General features: G+C 71.2%; 14 protein-coding genes. 8 read left to right on the top strand and 6 right to left on the bottom strand.

Going from position 1 to position 17,952, the window contains the following annotated elements; all coding sequences use genetic code 11:
- Positions 1–6 precede the first annotated feature (6 nt).
- From ABZ880_RS07420 to ABZ880_RS07405, 4 genes are all read left to right on the top strand, one after another.
- The gene (locus ABZ880_RS07420) at positions 7–2,325 is read left to right on the top strand and encodes a GH92 family glycosyl hydrolase (protein ID WP_361258356.1); all 2,319 of its coding nucleotides are present in this window, start codon (positions 7–9) and stop codon (positions 2,323–2,325) included.
- A 145-nt stretch (positions 2,326–2,470) separates the two neighbouring features.
- Positions 2,471–3,805: a wax ester/triacylglycerol synthase family O-acyltransferase gene (locus tag ABZ880_RS07415; protein WP_361258353.1), complete on the top strand. Its 1,335-nt coding sequence runs from the start codon at positions 2,471–2,473 to the stop codon at positions 3,803–3,805.
- Positions 3,806–3,917: 112 nt separating this feature from the next.
- Positions 3,918–5,411: an SDR family NAD(P)-dependent oxidoreductase gene (locus ABZ880_RS07410; protein WP_361258350.1), complete on the top strand. Its 1,494-nt coding sequence runs from the start codon at positions 3,918–3,920 to the stop codon at positions 5,409–5,411.
- A 73-nt stretch (positions 5,412–5,484) separates the two neighbouring features.
- Positions 5,485–5,718, top strand: a complete 234-nt coding sequence (locus ABZ880_RS07405; RefSeq protein WP_361258347.1) for a hypothetical protein — start codon at positions 5,485–5,487, stop codon at positions 5,716–5,718.
- 17 nt (positions 5,719–5,735) lie between these two features.
- Here ABZ880_RS07405 and ABZ880_RS07400 read toward each other — a convergent pair whose 3' ends face one another.
- The 3 genes from ABZ880_RS07400 to ABZ880_RS07390 all read right to left on the bottom strand — a co-directional run bounded on the left by ABZ880_RS07400 (position 5,736) and on the right by ABZ880_RS07390 (position 8,221).
- A complete protein-coding gene (locus tag ABZ880_RS07400) occupies positions 5,736–6,551 on the bottom strand; it encodes an SDR family oxidoreductase (protein WP_361258345.1) in 816 nt (271 codons plus the stop codon).
- A gap of 25 nt (positions 6,552–6,576) precedes the next feature.
- Positions 6,577–6,972: a hypothetical protein gene (locus ABZ880_RS07395; protein WP_361258342.1), complete on the bottom strand. Its 396-nt coding sequence runs from the start codon at positions 6,970–6,972 to the stop codon at positions 6,577–6,579.
- A gap of 121 nt (positions 6,973–7,093) precedes the next feature.
- Entirely contained in the window at positions 7,094–8,221 is a 1,128-nt protein-coding gene (locus ABZ880_RS07390) for an ATP-binding cassette domain-containing protein (RefSeq protein ID WP_361258339.1), read from the bottom strand.
- Positions 8,222–8,621: 400 nt separating this feature from the next.
- On the opposite strand from ABZ880_RS07390, the gene ABZ880_RS07385 reads away from it, so the two are divergent.
- Positions 8,622–8,795, top strand: a complete 174-nt coding sequence (locus ABZ880_RS07385; RefSeq protein ID WP_180292383.1) for a hypothetical protein — start codon at positions 8,622–8,624, stop codon at positions 8,793–8,795.
- A 211-nt stretch (positions 8,796–9,006) separates the two neighbouring features.
- Positions 9,007–10,464: a DUF4157 domain-containing protein gene (locus tag ABZ880_RS07380; RefSeq protein WP_361258335.1), complete on the top strand. Its 1,458-nt coding sequence runs from the start codon at positions 9,007–9,009 to the stop codon at positions 10,462–10,464.
- 52 nt (positions 10,465–10,516) lie between these two features.
- Here the strand turns inward: ABZ880_RS07380 and ABZ880_RS07375 are convergent, their stop codons facing one another.
- From ABZ880_RS07375 to ABZ880_RS07365, 3 genes are all read right to left on the bottom strand, one after another.
- A complete protein-coding gene (locus ABZ880_RS07375; protein WP_361259215.1) occupies positions 10,517–11,158 on the bottom strand; it encodes a LysE family translocator in 642 nt (213 codons plus the stop codon).
- Between the two features lie 84 nt (positions 11,159–11,242).
- Positions 11,243–11,914 (bottom strand): hypothetical protein, encoded by a 672-nt coding sequence (locus tag ABZ880_RS07370; protein ID WP_361258333.1) that lies wholly within the window; start codon positions 11,912–11,914, stop codon positions 11,243–11,245.
- A gap of 222 nt (positions 11,915–12,136) precedes the next feature.
- Positions 12,137–13,486, bottom strand: a complete 1,350-nt coding sequence (locus ABZ880_RS07365; RefSeq protein ID WP_361258330.1) for an amidase — start codon at positions 13,484–13,486, stop codon at positions 12,137–12,139.
- A gap of 260 nt (positions 13,487–13,746) precedes the next feature.
- Here ABZ880_RS07365 and ABZ880_RS07360 point away from each other — a divergent pair, with 260 nt between their 5' ends.
- On the top strand, positions 13,747–16,107 hold the full coding sequence (locus ABZ880_RS07360; RefSeq protein ID WP_361258328.1) for an alpha-L-fucosidase: 2,361 nt from the start codon (positions 13,747–13,749) through the stop codon (positions 16,105–16,107).
- Positions 16,100–17,947, top strand: coding sequence for a beta-N-acetylhexosaminidase (locus ABZ880_RS07355; protein ID WP_361258325.1), 1,848 nt, complete (start codon positions 16,100–16,102; stop codon positions 17,945–17,947). The genes ABZ880_RS07360 and ABZ880_RS07355 overlap by 8 nt, the downstream gene beginning before the upstream one ends.
- The last annotated feature ends 5 nt before the right edge of the window (positions 17,948–17,952 follow it).

Raw genomic sequence — 17,952 nt, 5'->3', positions numbered from 1 at the left:
CCCGACATGAGATGGACCCGGCGCCTGCGCCTGTGCACGGCGGGGGTGGTGGCGGCGTCCGCGCTGCTGGCCGCTCCCGCCGCCCGGGCCGCCGAGCCGACCGAACGCCAACTCACCGATCTGGTCAACCCGTTCATCGGTACCGAGAACGAGGGCAACACCTATCCCGGCGCCGCCGTGCCCTTCGGCATGGTGCAGCTCTCGCCGGACACCGGCCACAACACCGGCTACGACTACTCCCAGAACCACATCCGCGGCTTCTCGCTCGTCCATCTGTCCGGCGTCGGCTGCGGCCTCGGCGGCGATCTGCCCGTGCTGCCGACCACGGGCGACGTCACACAGACGGACTACGCCAAGTACGCCGCCGAGTTCAGCCACGACGACGAGGCGGCGAGCCCCGGCTACTACCGGGTCGGCCTGAAGACCGGTATCGAGGCCGAGCTGACGGCGACCGCGCGCACCGGCGTGCAGCGCTACACCTTCCCGGCCACCGACAAGGCCAACGTCCTTCTCAACGCGGGCCAGTCCCTGCACACCACGGTCTCCGCCAAGGCCGAGATCCTCGACAGCCGCACCGTGCGCACCGCCATCACCGGCCGCGGCTTCTGCCAGGACACCAAGCCGTACACGGTCTACACGATCACCCGCTTCGACCGGCCCTTCACCGCGTACGGCACCTGGGACGGCTCGACCGCGACCGCGGGTTCGAAGAGCGGGGCCGGCGGCGTGTACGTCCGTTTCGACACCACCGAGGACCGCACGGTCGAGGCGACCACCGCGCTCTCCTATGTCGACGGGCACGGCGCGGCGGTCAACCTCCGTGCGGAGGGCGGCCGTTCCTTCGACGCGGTGCACCGCGGTGCGCAGCAGGCGTGGGAGGACCGGCTCGACGACGTGCGTGCACAGGGCGGCGGCGACAGCCTGCGGCGGACCTTCTACTCGTCCCTGTACCGGTCGTTCCTCGCACCGAACATCGGCAGCGACGCGGACGGCCGCTACACCGGCTGGGACCAGAAGATCCACCGGACCGACGGCTTCACCTACTACCAGAACTGGTCCCTGTGGGACACCTACCGCACCCAGTCCCAGCTCCTGTCGCTGCTCGCGCCCCGCGAGGCCCGCGACATGGCGATCTCGGTGATCAAGATCTCCGAGGAGAGCGGCTGGCTGCCCAAGTGGGGCTACGGCACGGTCGAGACGAACATCATGACCGGCGACCCGGTCACCCCGTTCCTGACCAACGCCTACCAGCAGGGCCTGCTCAAGGGGTACGAGGAGCGGGCGTACCGGGCGCTGAAGCAGAACGCCGACGGGGTGCCGCCCGCGGACTCGCCGGCGGTGGGCCGGGAGGCCGACAAGGAGTACATCGCCGACGGGTTCGCGCCGTACATCAAGGACCGCCCGCATGTGAAGCCGGGCGACTCGGACTACGACCACGGGGCCTCGGCGACCCTGGAGTACGCCCTGTCGGACGCGATGCTCGCCCAGATGGCCCGTGACCTCGGGCATGCGGCGGACGCCGACCGGTATGCCGCCCGCGCCCAGAGCTACCGCCACATCTTCGACCCCTCGACCGGCTTCTTCCGCGCCCGTGACGCCTCCGGTGCCTTCACCGGGCCTGCCGACCCGGCGCAGAGCGAGGGCTTCCACGAGGGCACGGCCTGGCAGTACCAGTGGCTGGTGCCGCAGGATCTGCCCGGCATGGTCGGCCTGATCGGCGGCGAGCAGGCCGCCAACGACCGCCTGGACTCGTTCTTCGCCTACGACCAGCTGCTGGCCGACCCGGCGAAGACGGCCCGCGAGGTGTGGGTGAACGGGCCGTACGACTACTACAACACCGACAAGTACAACCCGCAGAACGAGCCCGACCTCATCGCCCCGTACACCTACCTGTCGACCGGGCAGCCGTGGAAGACGACCGACGTCGTGCACGCGGCGCTGACCCTCTTCACGGACGCGCCGACCGGCATGACCGGCAACGACGACCTCGGCACGATGTCCGCCTGGAACGTGCTGTCGTCGATCGGGATCTTCCCGGTGCAGCCCGGCTACGACACGTGGGGACTGTCCACACCCGTGTTCGACCGGGTCGACCTGACGCTGGACCGCCGCTACTACCCACGCGACGCCCTGACCATCACCGCGCAGGGCACCTCCGGCACCGACCGGTACATCCGGTCGGCGCGGGCGGACGGGACGGCGTACGAGCGGACGTATCTGACGACCGGCGCGCTGCGCTCCCTGCGCTCGCTCGCCTTCACGGTCGGCCCGCGCCCGTCTGAGTGGGGTACGTCACCCGAGGCGGCGCCGCCCGCACTGAAGTGACCACTTGCGTCCCATGAGTCCCGCCCCTTTCCGGAGGGGCGGGACTTAATCTGCTGTTAACTGTGCGTAGCTTGATCGTACTTGACCGTAATCGCGAGAGGGAGGTTGACTGCTTGCTCACCCTTCGACGACGCGAGGCAAGCCATTGACTTCTGACCTGCTCGCTCCTCTCGACCTGGCGTTCTGGAACATCGAGTCCGCCGAACACCCCATGCACCTCGGTGCCCTCGGGGTGTTCTCGGCCCACTCGCCCACCGCCGGCGCCCACGCGGCCGACCTGCTCGCCGCCCGGGCCGCGGCGGTGCCCGGGCTGCGGATGCGGATCCGGGACGTGTGGCAGCCGTCGCCGCTGCGCCCGCTGTCCTTCGGCAGTGCCACGCGCGAGGTGGACCCGGACTTCGACCCGCTCCACCACGTCCGCCTGCACGCCCCCACCTCCGACTTCCATGCGGAGGCGGGCCGGCTCATGGAGCGCTCGCTGGAGCGCGGCCGGCCGCCGTGGGAGGCCCACGTGCTGCCGGGGGAGGACGGCGTCTCCTTCGCCGTGCTGTTCAAGTTCCACCACGCCCTGGCCGACGGGCTGCGTGCGCTGACGCTCGCCGCCGCCATCCTGGACCCGATGGACATGCCGGAGCGCAAACCCCGCCCCGAGGAGCCCAGGCGCGGCCTGCTGCCCGATGTGCGCAAGCTGCCGGGCCTGGTCCGGGGCGCCGTGTCCGACGTGGGCCGGGCCCTCGACATCGGCGCCTCGCTGGCCGTGTCCAGCCTGGGCGTGCGCTCCTCCTCGGCGTTCACCGCGGAGGCCACCGGCACCCGCCGCACCGCCGGCGTCGTCCTCGACCTCGACGACGTGCACCGCATCCGCAAGTCCGAGGGCGGCACCGTCAACGACGTGCTGATCGCGGTGGTCGCCGGTGCGCTGCGCCGCTGGCTCGACGAGCGCGGCGACGGCAGCGAGGGCGTCCGGCCGCGCGCCCTGATCCCCGTCTCCAAGCGCCGTCCGCGCACCGCCACCCCCCAGGGCAACCGGCTCTCCGGCTACCTGATACGGCTTCCCGTCGACGACCCCGACCCGCTCGGCCGGCTCGACACGGTCCGCAGCGCCATGGACCGCAACAAGGACGCCGGCCCGAACCGCGGCGCGGGCGCCGTCGCCCTGCTCGCCGACCATGTGCCCGCGCTCGGTCACCGGCTCGGCGGACCGCTGGTCAGCCAGGCCGCGCGGCTCTGGTTCGACATCCTGGTCACCAGCGTGCCGCTGCCCAGCCTCGGCCTGAAGCTCGGCGGCAACCCGGTCACGGAGGTCTACCCGCTCGCCCCGCTGGCCCGCGGCCAGGCGCTGGCGGTGGCCGTCTCGACGTACCGCGGCCACGTCCACTACGGCCTCGTCGCGGACGCCGCGGCCGTGCCGGACCTGGACCGGCTGGCCGCCGCCCTCACCGAGGAGGTCGCGGCCCTCAGCGCCGCCTGCGGCGGCTGAGCCCCCTTGCCGGGCGGATTTTGGAGGACCGGCCCGGCGCTCCGTACAATTCCCCGTTCGAAAGCGGACGCGGTCGGAGCGCCGCGCGGGTGATCAGGGAAGCGGCAGCGCGATGACGGTGACAGAGGAAGGCTCGGCGACCACGGACGAGGTCGTGTACGGGCCCGGCATCGACCCGGAGCGGCTGGCCGTCTGCCTCAGCGTGCTCGACGAGCTCGACAGGCTGGACGTCGACCACCCGGACGCGATCGCCGTGCGCCGGGCCACCGCCGGCATCTACCGCACCGTCAAGCAGCGCCGCCGCCAGGAGCGCCGGGCCGCCAAGACCGCGCACGACAAGGCGGTCACGGAGGCCACGGCGACCGGCTCCGCCCAGCGCATCGACGACGAGACCGAGGGCATCCTGCCGTCGTCGATCACCGAGGAGGGCAGGATCGCGGGGATACTCCAGCGCCCCCGCTCCTGCTACACGTGCAAGACCCGGTACGTGGAAGTCGACTACTTCTACCACCAGCTCTGTCCGGACTGCGCCACCCTGAACCGGGACAAGCGCGACGTCCGCGCCGACCTCACCGGCAAGCGCGCCCTGCTCACCGGCGGCCGCGCCAAGATCGGCATGTACATCGCGCTGCGGCTGCTGCGCGACGGCGCGCACACCACGATCACCACGCGGTTCCCGAAGGACGCCATCCGCCGCTTCAAGGCGATGGACGACTCGGCGGACTGGATGCACCGCCTCGAGGTCGTCGGCATCGACCTGCGCGACCCGGCCCAGGCCGTCGCCCTCGCCGACCAGGTCGCCGAGGCGGGCCCGCTGGACATCCTGATCAACAACGCGACGCAGACCGTACGACGGCTGCCCTCCGCCTACGCCGCCCTGATCGACGGCGAGAGCGCCCCGCTGCCCGCCGGTGAGCTGCCCGCCCACCACGTGATCGGCGCCTTCGGCTCCGGCGCCGTCGACGGCCTGGCCGCGCTGCCCGTCGGGATCTCCGGCCTCGACGCCCAGCAGGTCGCCGACCTCGCCCTGGTCGCCGGGAACGCCAGCGTCGCCCGGCACCTCGACGGCACCGCCATCGACGCGGGCGGCCTGGTCCCCGACGTCGTCGACACCAACACCTGGGTGCAGACCATCGAGCAGATCTCCCCGGTGGAGCTCCTCGAGACCCAGCTGTGCAACTACACGGCGCCGTTCATCCTGATCAGCAAGCTCCGCCCGGCCATGGCCGACGCCGCGAAGAAGGCCGTGAGCGGGCGCGCCTACGTCGTGAACGTCTCGGCCATGGAGGGCGTGTTCGGCCGCGGCTACAAGGGCGCGGGCCACCCCAACACCAACGCCGCCAAGGCCGCCATGAACATGGTGACGCGGACCAGCGCCCAGGAGATGCTCCAGACCGACGGCATCCTCATGACCTCCGTCGACACCGGCTGGATCACCGACGAGCGCCCCCACTACGACAAGCTGCGCCTGGCCGAGGAGGGTTTCCACGCCCCGCTGGATCTGGTCGACGGGGCGGCCCGGGTCTACGATCCGATTGTGCGCGGCGAGCAGGGCGAGGACCTGTACGGCGTCTTCCTGAAGGACTACGCGCCCGGCAAGTGGTGATCCACCTGCGTGACGTGTCGCCCGACGGCCGTCGGGTACCCGGCCTCCGACGAGTACCGCGCCAGGAGGGGTCATGGGCACTCCACACAGCATTGATCCGCGCGCATTCGGCGATCCACGCAACCATTACCCGACGGACGAGCAGTTCTACGCGAGCGACCGCCCGGACGACGCCTCGCTGCCGGAGGACCGGCCCCGCGGCGGCTCCAGCCACGATCCGTACAAGCACCCCTGGACCTGGGGCACGATCGCGCTTGTCGCGTTCGCCGTCCTGATCGTCCTCATGGGCATCGCACTGTTCCCGTGAGGGCACCGTAACCGCCGTCACCTGCGAGGTGGTGCGTATGAGCGAAGACGGTCGTCGACGGCGTACCCCGGCCCGGGGTACGCCGTCCTGACCCGCGTCCCCCCGTCCACCAGCAGATCCGCGCCGGTGATCCATTCCGCCGCGTCCGAGGCCAGCCACACCACGGCCCGCGCGACGTCCTGAGGCTCCCCGATCCGGCCCAGCGGCAGCCCCGCGGCCAGCTGCTCCTCGCCCGGCTCCCACACGAACCGGGCCATCTCGGTGCGCACGAGCCCGGGGGACACGGAGTTGACCCGCACCTTCGGCGCCAGCTCCCCGGCGAGCTGCCGCGTCAGGTGCAGCAGGGCCGCCTTGCTCGTGCCGTACGCCCCGACGTTGGGTCCCACGTGCTCCGCGCCCTCGGTGCAGATGTTGACGACCGACCCGCCGTGCTCCCGCATCCACGCCCGCCAGACCAGCTGCACGAGCCGCAGCGGCGCCTCGACGTTCACCGCGAACGCCTGCCCCCACGCCCGCGGTTCGACCTCCATGAGCGGTCCGTACGGCTGGTTCGTCGCCGCGTTGTTCACCACGACGTCGATCCGGCCGAACTCGCGCAGGGCGACCTCGACGACCTCCCGCAGATGCCCCGGCTCGGCGACGCTGCCGCTCACACCGACACCACCCAGCTCGGCGGCCGTACGCCGCACCTCGTCGGCGTCCCGTGCGGTCACGCACACCCGCGCCCCGGCCGCGGCCAGCTGCGCGGCGACCGCGCGACCGATGCCGCGGGTGCCGCCGGTCACGACGGCGACCCTGCCCTGCAGCCCGTTGTGCGTGTACGACGGCGTCATCGCCGTACCGTCTCATGACGGGCCGTCAGTCGACAGCCCCGAGACGGGAGTTGCGGGCCGCGACGAGTTCCAGGACCGTGCGCCAGTCCTCCAGGACCCCGGCGTCGAACCCCGCGGTGCGGCTCTCCTCGTCCGCCATCCGCAGCCGCACCAGGTCGTCGTCGCCGGCCGGGCCGTGGTGGCGTACGAGACGGTAGACGCGCTCGCCGAGCAGCGGACGTACCGCCTCGGCGGCGTGCTCGGCCCGGCGGGTCTCGTCGCCCGGGCACAGCAGCTGCCCTATGCCGTGCACCAGCCCCGCCACCTGGAGCTCCTTGTCGGCGGGGCGGCGTCGGCGCAGCAGCGCGGCGGTCCGCAGCGCATGTTGATGTCGGCAGGCGTACAGCAGATCCATCAGCTCTTCGACACTGCGCAGCTCCATGCGTCAGTCCTCCCGCCGGACAAGCCGTTGCCGTCCGTCAGCAGATCATGGCCGTGTTTCGATTCGGCCAACGGGACTTGAACTGCGTGGCCAATTCGGTGCGCTGAGTGAGGGGCGCGCCTCAGCGCACCGGTGCCGTGTCCGCCGCCTCGGGGAGCCGCATTCCGGTCACCGCCGAGAAGCAGTGCAGGGCGTCCGGGCGGATCGCCACCCGGAGCGAGGCTCCCTTGCCGTGGGTGGGGCGTCCGGGAAGCCGTACGACGATGTCGGTGAGGCCCGCGCCGGACCGGGCCGTCGTATGGAGGTATACGACAGCGCCGGTGTCCTCGACCGTCTCGACCTCGAGGTCGAGCCCCGGAGTCTCCCGGTCCTCGGCCGAGAGGAACTCGAACTGCTCGGGCCGTACGCCGAGCACCACCTCGTCGGCGCCCTCGGCCCCGGCCGCGCGCAGCGTGCCGCGGGGCAGCGGCACGGTCAGGGCGCCGAGCCGGGCACCCTCCGCGGACAGTGGAAGCCGCAGCAGGTTCATCGCCGGAGAGCCGATGAAACCGCCGACGAACGTGTTCGCCGGATGCGCGAACACCTCCCTCGGCCTGCCCACCTGCTGCAGCACCCCGTCGTTGAGCACGGCGATCCGGTCGCCCATGGCCATCGCCTCGACCTGGTCATGGGTGACGTACACGGTGGTGATGCCGAGATGGCTCTGCAGCCGCACGATCTGCGCGCGGGTCTCCGCCCGCAACGGGGCGTCGAGATTGGAGAGCGGCTCGTCCATCAGGTACACCCGCGGATCCCTGACCAGCGCCCGCCCCGTCGCGACCCGCTGCCGCTCGCCGCCCGCGAGCGAGTCGGGCCTGCGGCCGAGGTACTGCTCGATGTCCAGGACGGCAGCCGCGTACTCGACCCGCTGCCGGGCACGGCGCCGGGGCATGCGGGCGATCTTGAGGGCGAAGCCGATGTTGTCGGCAGCCGACAAATGCGGGTAGAGGGCGTAGTCCTGGAACACCATCGCGACGTCGCGGTCCCGGGGCGGAAGATGGGTCACGTCCCGGACACCGATGAGGATCGAACCGGAGTCGACTTCGTCGAGTCCGGCCAGCAAGCGCAGACAGGTCGACTTTCCACAGCCGGAAGGACCCAGCAGAACCATGAACTCGCCGTCCTCGATCTCGAGGTCCAGCGCGTCGACGACCGGCCTGGTCATCGACGGGAAGCGGCGGGTGACCTTGTCGAAGGTGACGGACGCCATGACCTCCCCCCTCCCGGGCACGTCCCTCCGAACCGGGGGACATGTCCCTGCAACCCAGGATGGAACGGGTGTTGCCGTAACGGCAGACCTCTACGCCGAACGGGTGACAGGGGCGAGGGGGAAAACCGGGCGAATCAAGACAGTAACCTCAAGTTTTCAGCCCCATAGAGCGGGTGCCCGCTCATTTGGTTAATCTGGAGCGGACGGACAGTACCACCGGGTCCCACCCACACCCACGTCCGTCCCGGGACAAGCCGGTTCACAGCGGCCTGCTCTCACACGAGTTACCGGCGCCACCGCGTCCGAACAGCTTTCGACTCACACCTGAGCGGGCGTCAGGCGCCGGACCGCAGACTGACCGGCACGCCCCGAGGGTGACCCGACACATAAGGAGTGCGCGGTGACACCGGAGAAGACGAATCGCGAACAGCGCCCCAAGGAACGCACGGAGCGCCCCGGCCGACGGTCGGACGAACTCGGCAGCCTGGAAGTCTGGGCCCACGCGGCCCCGATCCGCCTGGCCGGCTACGAGGACGACCTCGCCGAACCCCACATCCTGCCCAGCGTCGACTGACAGTCCGGCAGGACGGACCTCTCGCGATCGCCGACCCCGCATCGTCGCCGCCGGCGAGACCTACGCACGGGACCGGGCCACCTCCGAGGAGGCGGCCCGGTCCCTGTGGTTGCCCGCCGGGGCCGGAACTCTGCCCCCTGGTACATGGCGACTCCTCGTCCGGCTCGGGTATACCGGCAGGGCATGCACCCCGGCGCCGGAGGGAACCGCCTTGTACGACCACGCGAGCAGCCGAGCCGCAGACCGGCCGGATGCCACGAAGGCCCGCAGGTCCGGGGCGCGGGCGGTCGCGCCGCCCGAGGCCCTGCTCGCCCTCCAGCGCGCGGTCGGGAACGCGGCCGTGGTGCAGATGGTGCGCCAGGGCGGACCCGCCGGGGCGCAGGACCGGCACCGGCACGGTCCCGGCTGCGGGCATGCCGAGGAGCAGCCGCCGGTGCAGCGCTCCGCCGTGCACGACGTGCTGCGCAGCAGCGGGCAGCCGCTCGACGCGCAGAGCCGCACCGACATGGAGACGCGGTTCGGGGCCGACTTCTCCGACGTACGCATCCACACCGACGCCGCGGCCAAAGCCTCCGCCGCCGAGGTCGGCGCCAGGGCCTATACCTCCGGCAGTCACATCGTCGCCGGTGCCGCAGCCATCGACCGGCACACCCTCGCCCACGAGTTGACCCACGTCCTGCAGCAGCGCAAGGGGCCCGTGGCCGGCACCGACCGGGGCGACGGGCTGCGCGTCAGTGACCCTTCGGACAGGTTCGAGCGCGAGGCGGAGGCCACGGCGCGGCGCGTGCTGAGCGGTACTCCGGCGTCGGCGGGCCCGGCGGCCGCCGGTTCACATGCCGCGGAGGCGGCGGGCCCCGGGCAGTCGAGCCACATCCAGCGCGTCGAGCACCCGGGCAAGATCGACGACGAGGTCCAGAGGATCTTCGACCAGCTCGAGAGCGGCATCGACGACTACCTGGCCGACTACGGCAAGTGGTCGTCCGGCAACTACAAGTGGATCGCGATGAATGCCGACCTCGCCGACACGATCGAGGCCATCGACGCCTATGTGGGCGAGCCCGCCGGGCGCAGCAAGGCCGAGCTCGCCACCGCACTCAGGGACGGCATCCGGGCGGACCTGCAGGACACCTCGTCACAGACGATGGCGGACTCCGCGTCGGCGGCGGGCAGGGCGAAGCGGAAGCTCGTCCTCGGCCGCGCCCACGACACCGGGGACTGGGCCGACTACCAGAAGGGCAAGGCCGAGGGCGGTGACAGGCTTCCGCTGGGCGATCGGCTGGGGCGGCGGCTGAACACCGGCAAGTGGTCCGTGCCCGTCAACTACGCGTTCATGGACGGCGGCATCCAGGAGCGCGCGGTCTTCAAGATCCTGACCAGCCTGGGGCCGCGGATCGAAGGCATGCTGCTCGGCGGACAACTCACCACGGCCAACTTCTGGGACGAGGTCGAGAAGCTGGGATCCAGCGCGCTCTGGGACAACAACAAGACGGCCGACGAGGGCGGACCGCAGGCGATGCTGGGCCACGAGATCGTCCAACTCCTCGGCGCCGGCTACCGGTTCCACGGCCGGGACAGCAAGTACGCCAAGGGCGCCAGGCTGGTCGCGGTCCACCCCGACAAGCCGGCGGTCGACCCGGAGGACAAGACCAAGCCGCTCACCATCCCGTAGGACCCGTCGGGTTGCCCTCCCGGGCAACCCGGCCGGCCCTCGGGTCCGCCGGTCAGTCCTTGCGTCCCGTCACCGCCACCGTCACGCCGAGGCCGATCATGGTCAGGCCTCCCACCCCGCCGACCAGGGAGAGGCGGCGCGGGGAGCGGGCGAACCAGTCGCGGGCGGTGGAGGCGGCCAGGCCCCAGATGCTGTCGCAGGTGACGGCGATGGCGTTGAAGATCAGGCCGAGCAGCAGCATCTGCAGCGTGACATGGCCCGCGCCGGGGTCGACGAACTGGGGGAGCACGGCCGCGAAGAACACGATGGTCTTGGGGTTGGTCACGCCGACGGCGAAGCCCTCCCAGAACGTGCGCAGGCCGCCGCGCGGCACACCGGCGTCATCCGAGAACGCGGCCCGCAGCGAACCGCGTTGCCGCCACGCCTTGACGCCGAGATACACCAGGTAGGCGGCGCCGGCCAGCTTCAGCGCGGTGAAGACCAGCACCGAGCGCTCCACCACGGAGCCGATACCGACCGCCACGGCCAGGACGAGCAGGTAGGCGCCGAGCGTGTTCCCCACGACGGTGGTCAGCGCGGCGCGGCGCCCCTGCGCGAGCGCCCGTCCGATGACGAACAGCACGCTGGGGCCGGGGATCACGATCAGCAGGAACGACAGCGCCGCGAAGGCGAGCAGACGGTCGGCGGACATCATGCGATCCATGCAAGCACGGGGAGGGGCCGGGCTTCAGCCCTATTTCCTCCGGAGATCACCGCCGGGAGATCCTCGACGGAGGGCCTACGCCTCCGCCTCGCCCGCGGGCGCCGGCCGCGCGATGCGGCGGGCCAGGGGCAGGGCCGCCGCGCCGAGGGCGAAGCCGTAGACCGAGACCAGGCCGTGCCCGTTGTCCTGGGCCAGCCACATCGCCAGGCCGGCCGCGGGCACGCACAGTGCCAGCAGGCGCTGCCTGGTGTCGGTGGTGGTCAGCAGGAGGGCCGACGCGAGGGTGGCAGCGAGGAAATACGTCGCGCCGGAGCTGCCGGCGAAGTTGCGCGGGTCGGTGCTGCGGGAGGTCCCACCGAACAGCGCGTCGATGTGCTCGGGCAGCAGGATGCCGGCGGCGAACAGCACCAGCATCAGCGGGCCGCGCCAGAACCACTGGGCCAGCGCGGCCATCGCCGCGAGCGTGACGATGTTCCACAGGGCGCCGAAGAAGCCGCCGTTCTGCATGAAGACCGACGTCACCACCCGCCACCAGCCGCTTCTGCGCGGATCGCTGTCGAGGGCGTCCATCGCCCCCGACCAGCTGTGCTGGAGCACCACCCCGCCGACCGCCACCGCCGTGACGCCGACGGCCGCCCACGGGATCGGGCGCCGGCGGAGGGTGTCCTCGCCGACAAGAGTCAGACCGCACTTGAACATCAGCACCATCAGCGCCGCGGTCGTCAGATTGAACACGATGGCGCCCACGCGGATCAGTTCCCCCGTCGAGAGATCGTGGTTGCAGGTCGCTGAGCACCATAGCGGCTAGGGCTCTTCTGATGGATCTCCGCGGCGTCGCGACGCCCGGCACGCCCTCTCGCCGCACCGGTCAAAAGCCCTAGTAGCTCCGCTACGAGGGCTTCCGCCCGGCACGCCGAGAGCACGCGCCGAACGCCGCTCCTTCTCCCACGGAGATCCATCAGAAGAGCCCTAGTCGAGCGGCGCCGTCCGCTGCCACGGGTGCAGCCGCTCCAGTTGTTCCGCCACCTCCAGCAGGGTCGCCTCCGAGCCGGGGCGGCCCACCAGTTGGACGGCGGCCGGGGCGCCCGAGGGAAGGGTGCCGAAGGGGACGGACATCGCCGGCCAGCCGGTCAGGTTCCACGGCGGGGTGAGCGGCGAGTAGTTGGTGTTGATGAGCACGTTGGCCAGCCAGCCGCGCTCGTGCCAGGCCACCGACTTGGGGGAGCGGCGGGCGAGTGCCGGGGTGAGCAGGACGTCGTACTCCTCGAAGAAGGGTTCCATACGGCGGCGCAGCCGCTCTCGGCTGTCGCCGGTGCGGACGCCGTTGACGAAGCGGCGGCCGACGGCCGCGTGCACCCGCGAGCGCCGGGTCAGCAGGCGCGGATCGAGGCTGTGGGCGTCCACCGCCGTGCCCGCCGTCCAGTGCGCGAGGGACGTCGTGCTCAGCGAGAGGGGGTACGGCGGGTCGGCGCGCCGTACCTGGTGCCCGGCCTTGATCAGGACGCCGGCCGCGTCACGGGTCGCGGTCGTGTACGGCCCGCTGATCGTGACGCCCACCAGGGGGCTGCGCAGCGAGACGGCGATCTTGCGCATGGCGGGCGTCTCCGGCCCTACCGCCTCCGCGTCCGTGTCCGCGAGGACCGACAGCATCAGGCGCGCGTCCTCGACCGTCGTGGCGAGCGGGCCGTTCTCCGACATGCCGAACCAGTCGCCCTCGCCGATGCCCGCGGGGACCACGCCGTGGCCCGGCTTGATGGTGACCAGGCCGCAGTTGGCGGCGGGGATGCGGAGCGAGCCCATGCCGTCGTTGCCGAGGGCGATCGGCACCAGACCGGCGGCGACCGCGGCCGCGCTGCCGCCCGAGGACCCGCCTGCCGTGCGGGTCAGGTCCCACGGGTTGCGGGCGGTGCCGAGCACGCCCTCGGTGGTGCCGAAGATGCACAGCTCTGGCACGTTCGTCAGCCCCACGACCACGGCGCCCGCCGCCCGCAGCCGGGCCACCGTGACGTGGTCCTCCTCGGCGGGCGTGTCCGGTGTCGCGGCGGAGCCCACACGGGTCGACTCGCCGCGTACGGCGAGGTTGTCCTTGACGGCCACCGGCACGCCGGCGAGCGGCAGTTCGGCCAGATCCCCGCGGGAGGCCACCTCGTCGGCCTCGGCGAGCGCCGCCTCCGCCCGCACGACCCGGAACGCTCCGACCCGCCCGTCCAGCCGCTCGATCCGCTCCAGGTGCTCGGCCACCACTTCACGGGGCGTGGCCCGCTTCTCGCGTACGGCGGCGGCGATCTCGGCGGCGGTCCGGCCGACCCAGCTGGTCACGGGCGCTCCTTGGGGTGCAGGGCGTGGCACTACTCATGAGTACGCAGTGCACTCTGCCCCGCCGCGGGCCCGGCGTCGAGAGCACCTGCTCTTGGACATTCGAGCAGCTCTTATTGGACTTTTCGCGGGACGTGCGGAGCGCGTCGTTCCTTGACCCGCAGGTCATCCGATCAATGCCTCAACTCCAGCCCATTCGCACCCCATTGACAGGTCCCTGAGCCAGCCCAATGATCAGACCTCCGATGAATCGGGAGCCGCTCATGAGTGTGAATCCCTATCCCAGACGCCAGGTCCTTTCTGCCGCGGCCGGAGCCGCCGCCGCGGCCGCCCTGCCCCTCACCGCCACGACCGGGGCGCACGCCGCCGAGCAGGTCGACGGCCGTCCCGGATCGTCTCCATGGGTCCCCGTCCCCGACCCGGTCCCCGTCCCGCTCGACGGTCTCTACGACAACGACGGCATCGACACCGCCTCCGCCCGCGGCGGCGACTTCGACGGCTCCGGCTACACGTTCCCGGGCGAGGAACTCCCCGCCGGCCGCGTCGAGGTCGACGGCATCCCCTTCCTCTTCCCGGCCGCCGCCGAGGGCGCCAAGAACAACGTCGTCGCCCTCGGCCAGCGCATCGAACTGCCCAAGGGCGCCTACCTGTCGGCCGTCTTCCTCACCGCCGGCAGCTACGGCAACGCCTCCGGCAGGGTCACCGTCCACTACGCCGACGGCTCGACCAGCACCGCCGGCCTGAGCGGCGCCGACTGGTACTCGGCGGGCGGCTCGCTCTCGGCGCCGTACCGCTACAAGCCGGACGGCACCAAGGACCAGCACGGCGTCGGGATCGGCACCTCGGAGGTGTGGACCGATCCGCAGCGCGAGGCGGTCGCCGTCACCCTGCCGGTCACCAACCCGGCCGAGGCGGGCAGGACTTCACTGCACGTCTTCGCACTGTCCCTCCAGCCCGTCGCCCAGGGACGGGCGTTGGCGCTGCGCGACGCGCACTCCACGAACGCGCTGCTGGACCGTACGGGTGCCCAGAGCGTCGAGGCCACCGTCGTCAACGCGGGCACCGTCGCGATCCTGGGCGCCGACAACGTGTCCGTACGGGTTGACGTCCCCGGCGCCCGCACCGTCGAACCCGCCCGTGTCCGCAGCCTCGACCCCGGCGAGCAGGCACGCGTCCGCGTCGGCATCCGCAACCGCGCGGGCACCGCACCCGGCACCGCACGGGACGGCTCGGTGACGCTCACCGGACGAGGCACCCAAGTCGCCGTCGCCCGCGGCAGGCTGACGCTCGGCACGGCCGACTACCAGCCCACCGAGGCGTCCCTCGCCGGCCACCAGGCGCCTTACTGGTTCAACGGCGCCAAGTTCGGCATCTTCATCCACTGGGGCGTCTACGCGGTGCCCGCCTGGGCGCCGGTCGGCAAGCAGTACGCCGAGTGGTACTGGGACCAGATGCAGGACCCGAACAACCCGACGTACGCCCACCACCGCGCCACCTACGGCGAGGACTTCGCCTACGACGACTTCATCCCGCGCTTCACCGCGGAGAAGTTCGACCCGCGGGCCTGGGTCGAGCTGTTCCGGGACGCCGGCGCCCAATACCACGTGCTGACCTCGAAGCATCACGAGGGCTTCGCCCTGTGGGACACCAAGGTCTCCGACCGCAACGCCGTGAAGCTGGGCCCCAAGCGGGACTTGGTCAAGGAGCTGTTCGAGGCGTCCCGGCGCTACGCTCCCGAACTCCACCGCGGGCTCTACTTCTCGATGCCCGAGTGGTTCAACCCCGACAACCCGTGGATGGGCCACGCCCCGCGCAACCCGTACACCCTCGAACCGGTCCCGTACACCGGATACACCTCCGGCAAGGAGTATGTGCGGGACTACCAGGCCCCGCAGATGCTGGAGCTGATCCACGGCTACGACCCGGAGCTCATCTGGTGCGACATCGGCGGCGTGAACGACAGCCTCCACGTCCTGGCCGAGTACTTCAACCACGCCAAGAACCGGGCCCGTCCGATCGACGTGACCGTCAACAACCGTTCCGGAATTGCCTTCCACGACTTCACGACGCCCGAGTACACGACGTACGAGAACACGGTCGTCGCCAAGTGGGAGTCCAGCCGCGGCCTCGACCCCTTCAGCTACGGCTACAACAGCGCGACCCCGGACGACGCCTACATGACGACCGAGGAGGTCGTGCACAGCCTCGTCGACATCGTCTCCAAGAACGGCAACTTCCTGCTCGACATCGGCCCGCGTGCCGACGGCACCATCCCGCAGATCATGCAGACCCGGCTGCGGGAGACCGGTGCCTGGCTCGAGGTCAACGGCGAGGCGATCTACGACACGACGTACTGGTCGCGCATGGCCCAGCTCGGCGACGACCTGCGCTTCACGGTCCGGCCCGACCGGGCCTTCTACATCCACTCCCTGACCCGGCCGGGCGCGAAGCTCACCGTCGAGGCTCCGGTGCCGATCCGGGCCGGCGACAAGGTGACGATGCTCGGCCACGACCGGCCCCTGACCTGGACGGCCGGCAAGGGAGCACTGGTGATCGACGTACCCGAGACAGCCCGTAGAGCGGGACAGCACGTGTGGGTGTTCAAGGTGGAGTGGCATGGGTGAGTTCAGAAAGAGAGCGCTGCGGCTGCTCGGCATGACGGCGGCGCTGACCCTGCTCGTGGCGCCGACGTCGGCGGTCGCGCAGGAGACGCAGAAGGCGCCGGTGACGGTGCCCTCACTGACCAACTGGTCGGCGGAACAAGGCAGTTACGAGTACGGCCGCGGTGCCCGGCTGGTCGCCGACAGTCCGGTCGAGCGCCGGGTCGCCGACACTCTCGCCGACGACCTGCGCGAGGCGGGCCACGGCACCGTCCCGGTCGTCCGCGGCGGCGCCCGCACCGGCGACATCGTGATCGACGTCCAGGCGTCCAGGACCGCACTGGGAGCCGAGGGGTACGAACTCCACGCCGGCAAGCGGCTGTCGGTGACCGGAGCCACCGAGACCGGCGCCTTCTACGGCACCCGTACCGTCCTCCAACTCCTCGCGCAGGGCGACCGGATCCCCGCCGGACGGACCGTCGACGTGCCGCGCTACAAGGAACGCGGCGTCGGCGTCTGCGCCTGCTACGTCCACATCTCGCTGCCCTGGCTGGAGAACCTCGTCCGCGAGATGGCGTACAACAAGCTCAACCAGCTGCTCGTCGAGCTGAAGGTGAAGAGCGACGCCCACCCCGAGGCCAACACCTGGGGCTACTACACCAAGGACGAGATACGGCAGCTCGTCGCGCTCGGCGACAAGTACCACGTCGAGATCATTCCCGAGATCAACTCCCCGGGTCACATGGACCCGTGGATCGAGAACCGCCCCGACCTGCAGCTGACCGACTCCGACGGCAACAAGCAGCCCGCCCGTCTCGACGTCACCCGGCAGGCCGCCTTCGACTACTACACCAGCCTGATGGACGAGTACGCGCAGGTCTTCACCGCGAGGTCCTGGCACATGGGCGCCGACGAGTACATGCTCGGCTCCGACTACTCCAAGTACCCGCAGATGCTCAAGTACGCCCAGGAGAAGTACGGTTCGGGCGCCACCCCGCAGGACGCCTACATCGACTTCATCAACCGCGTTCAGGCCTACGCGGCGGGCAAGGGCAAGAAGCTGCGCATCTGGAACGACGGCCTGACCGGCGCCAACACCGTGCCGGTGGCCGCAGGCACGACCGTCGAGCACTGGCTGAACGTGGCGGTGAAACCCAGCCAAATCGTTGCGCAGGGCTACCCGTTGATGAACGCCGCCTACTCCCTCTACCTCGTCCGCGGCGGCTTCCACTCCGACACCAAGTCTCTGTACGACCAGAGCTGGGACCCGCGCAGCTTCGAGGGCGAGAAACTGACGTCCAGCAAGGGCATCACCGGGGCGAAGATCAGCCTCTGGCCGGACAACGGGCGCGGCGAGACCGAGAACGAGGTCGCCGTCGAACTCTGGCCCGCGCTGCGGCACATCGCGCAGGCCACCTGGGGCGACCCCCATCCCGACGCCACCTACGCCGAGTTCACGGTGCGCGGCACGGCGGTGGGGCATGCGCCCGGGTGGCGGGACCTCACCCGGCTGCCGGTGGCGGAGGGGACGTACACCTTCCAGTCGGGCGGCCGTTCGTTCCAGGCACAGGTGCAGCGCACGGCGGAGGGCTACGCGACTGTACGGTCCGCGGACGGCTGCCTCGAGGTCCGCGGCGGCAAGCTCACGCTCAACGTGCCGCTCCAGCCGGGCGTCGAGGCGACCTGGGAGATCTGCGACGCCCAGAACACCCTGCAGCGCTGGGAGTTGCAGCCCGCCGCCGGTGGCTTCCGGCTCGTCAACACCATCACGCAGATGGCCGTGAGCCCGGCGGACGACGGCCGGCTCCTGCAGTACCCGCCCGACCAGCACACGCCCGCCGTGTGGTACCCGACCGCTTCCTGATGTGA

Source organism: Streptomyces sp. NPDC047043 (assembly GCF_040644055.1).
In the GTDB taxonomy this organism is placed as follows: domain Bacteria; phylum Actinomycetota; class Actinomycetes; order Streptomycetales; family Streptomycetaceae; genus Streptomyces.
The sequence above is the reverse complement of the archived record's forward strand: the minus strand, read 5'-3'. Positions and strand labels throughout refer to the sequence as shown.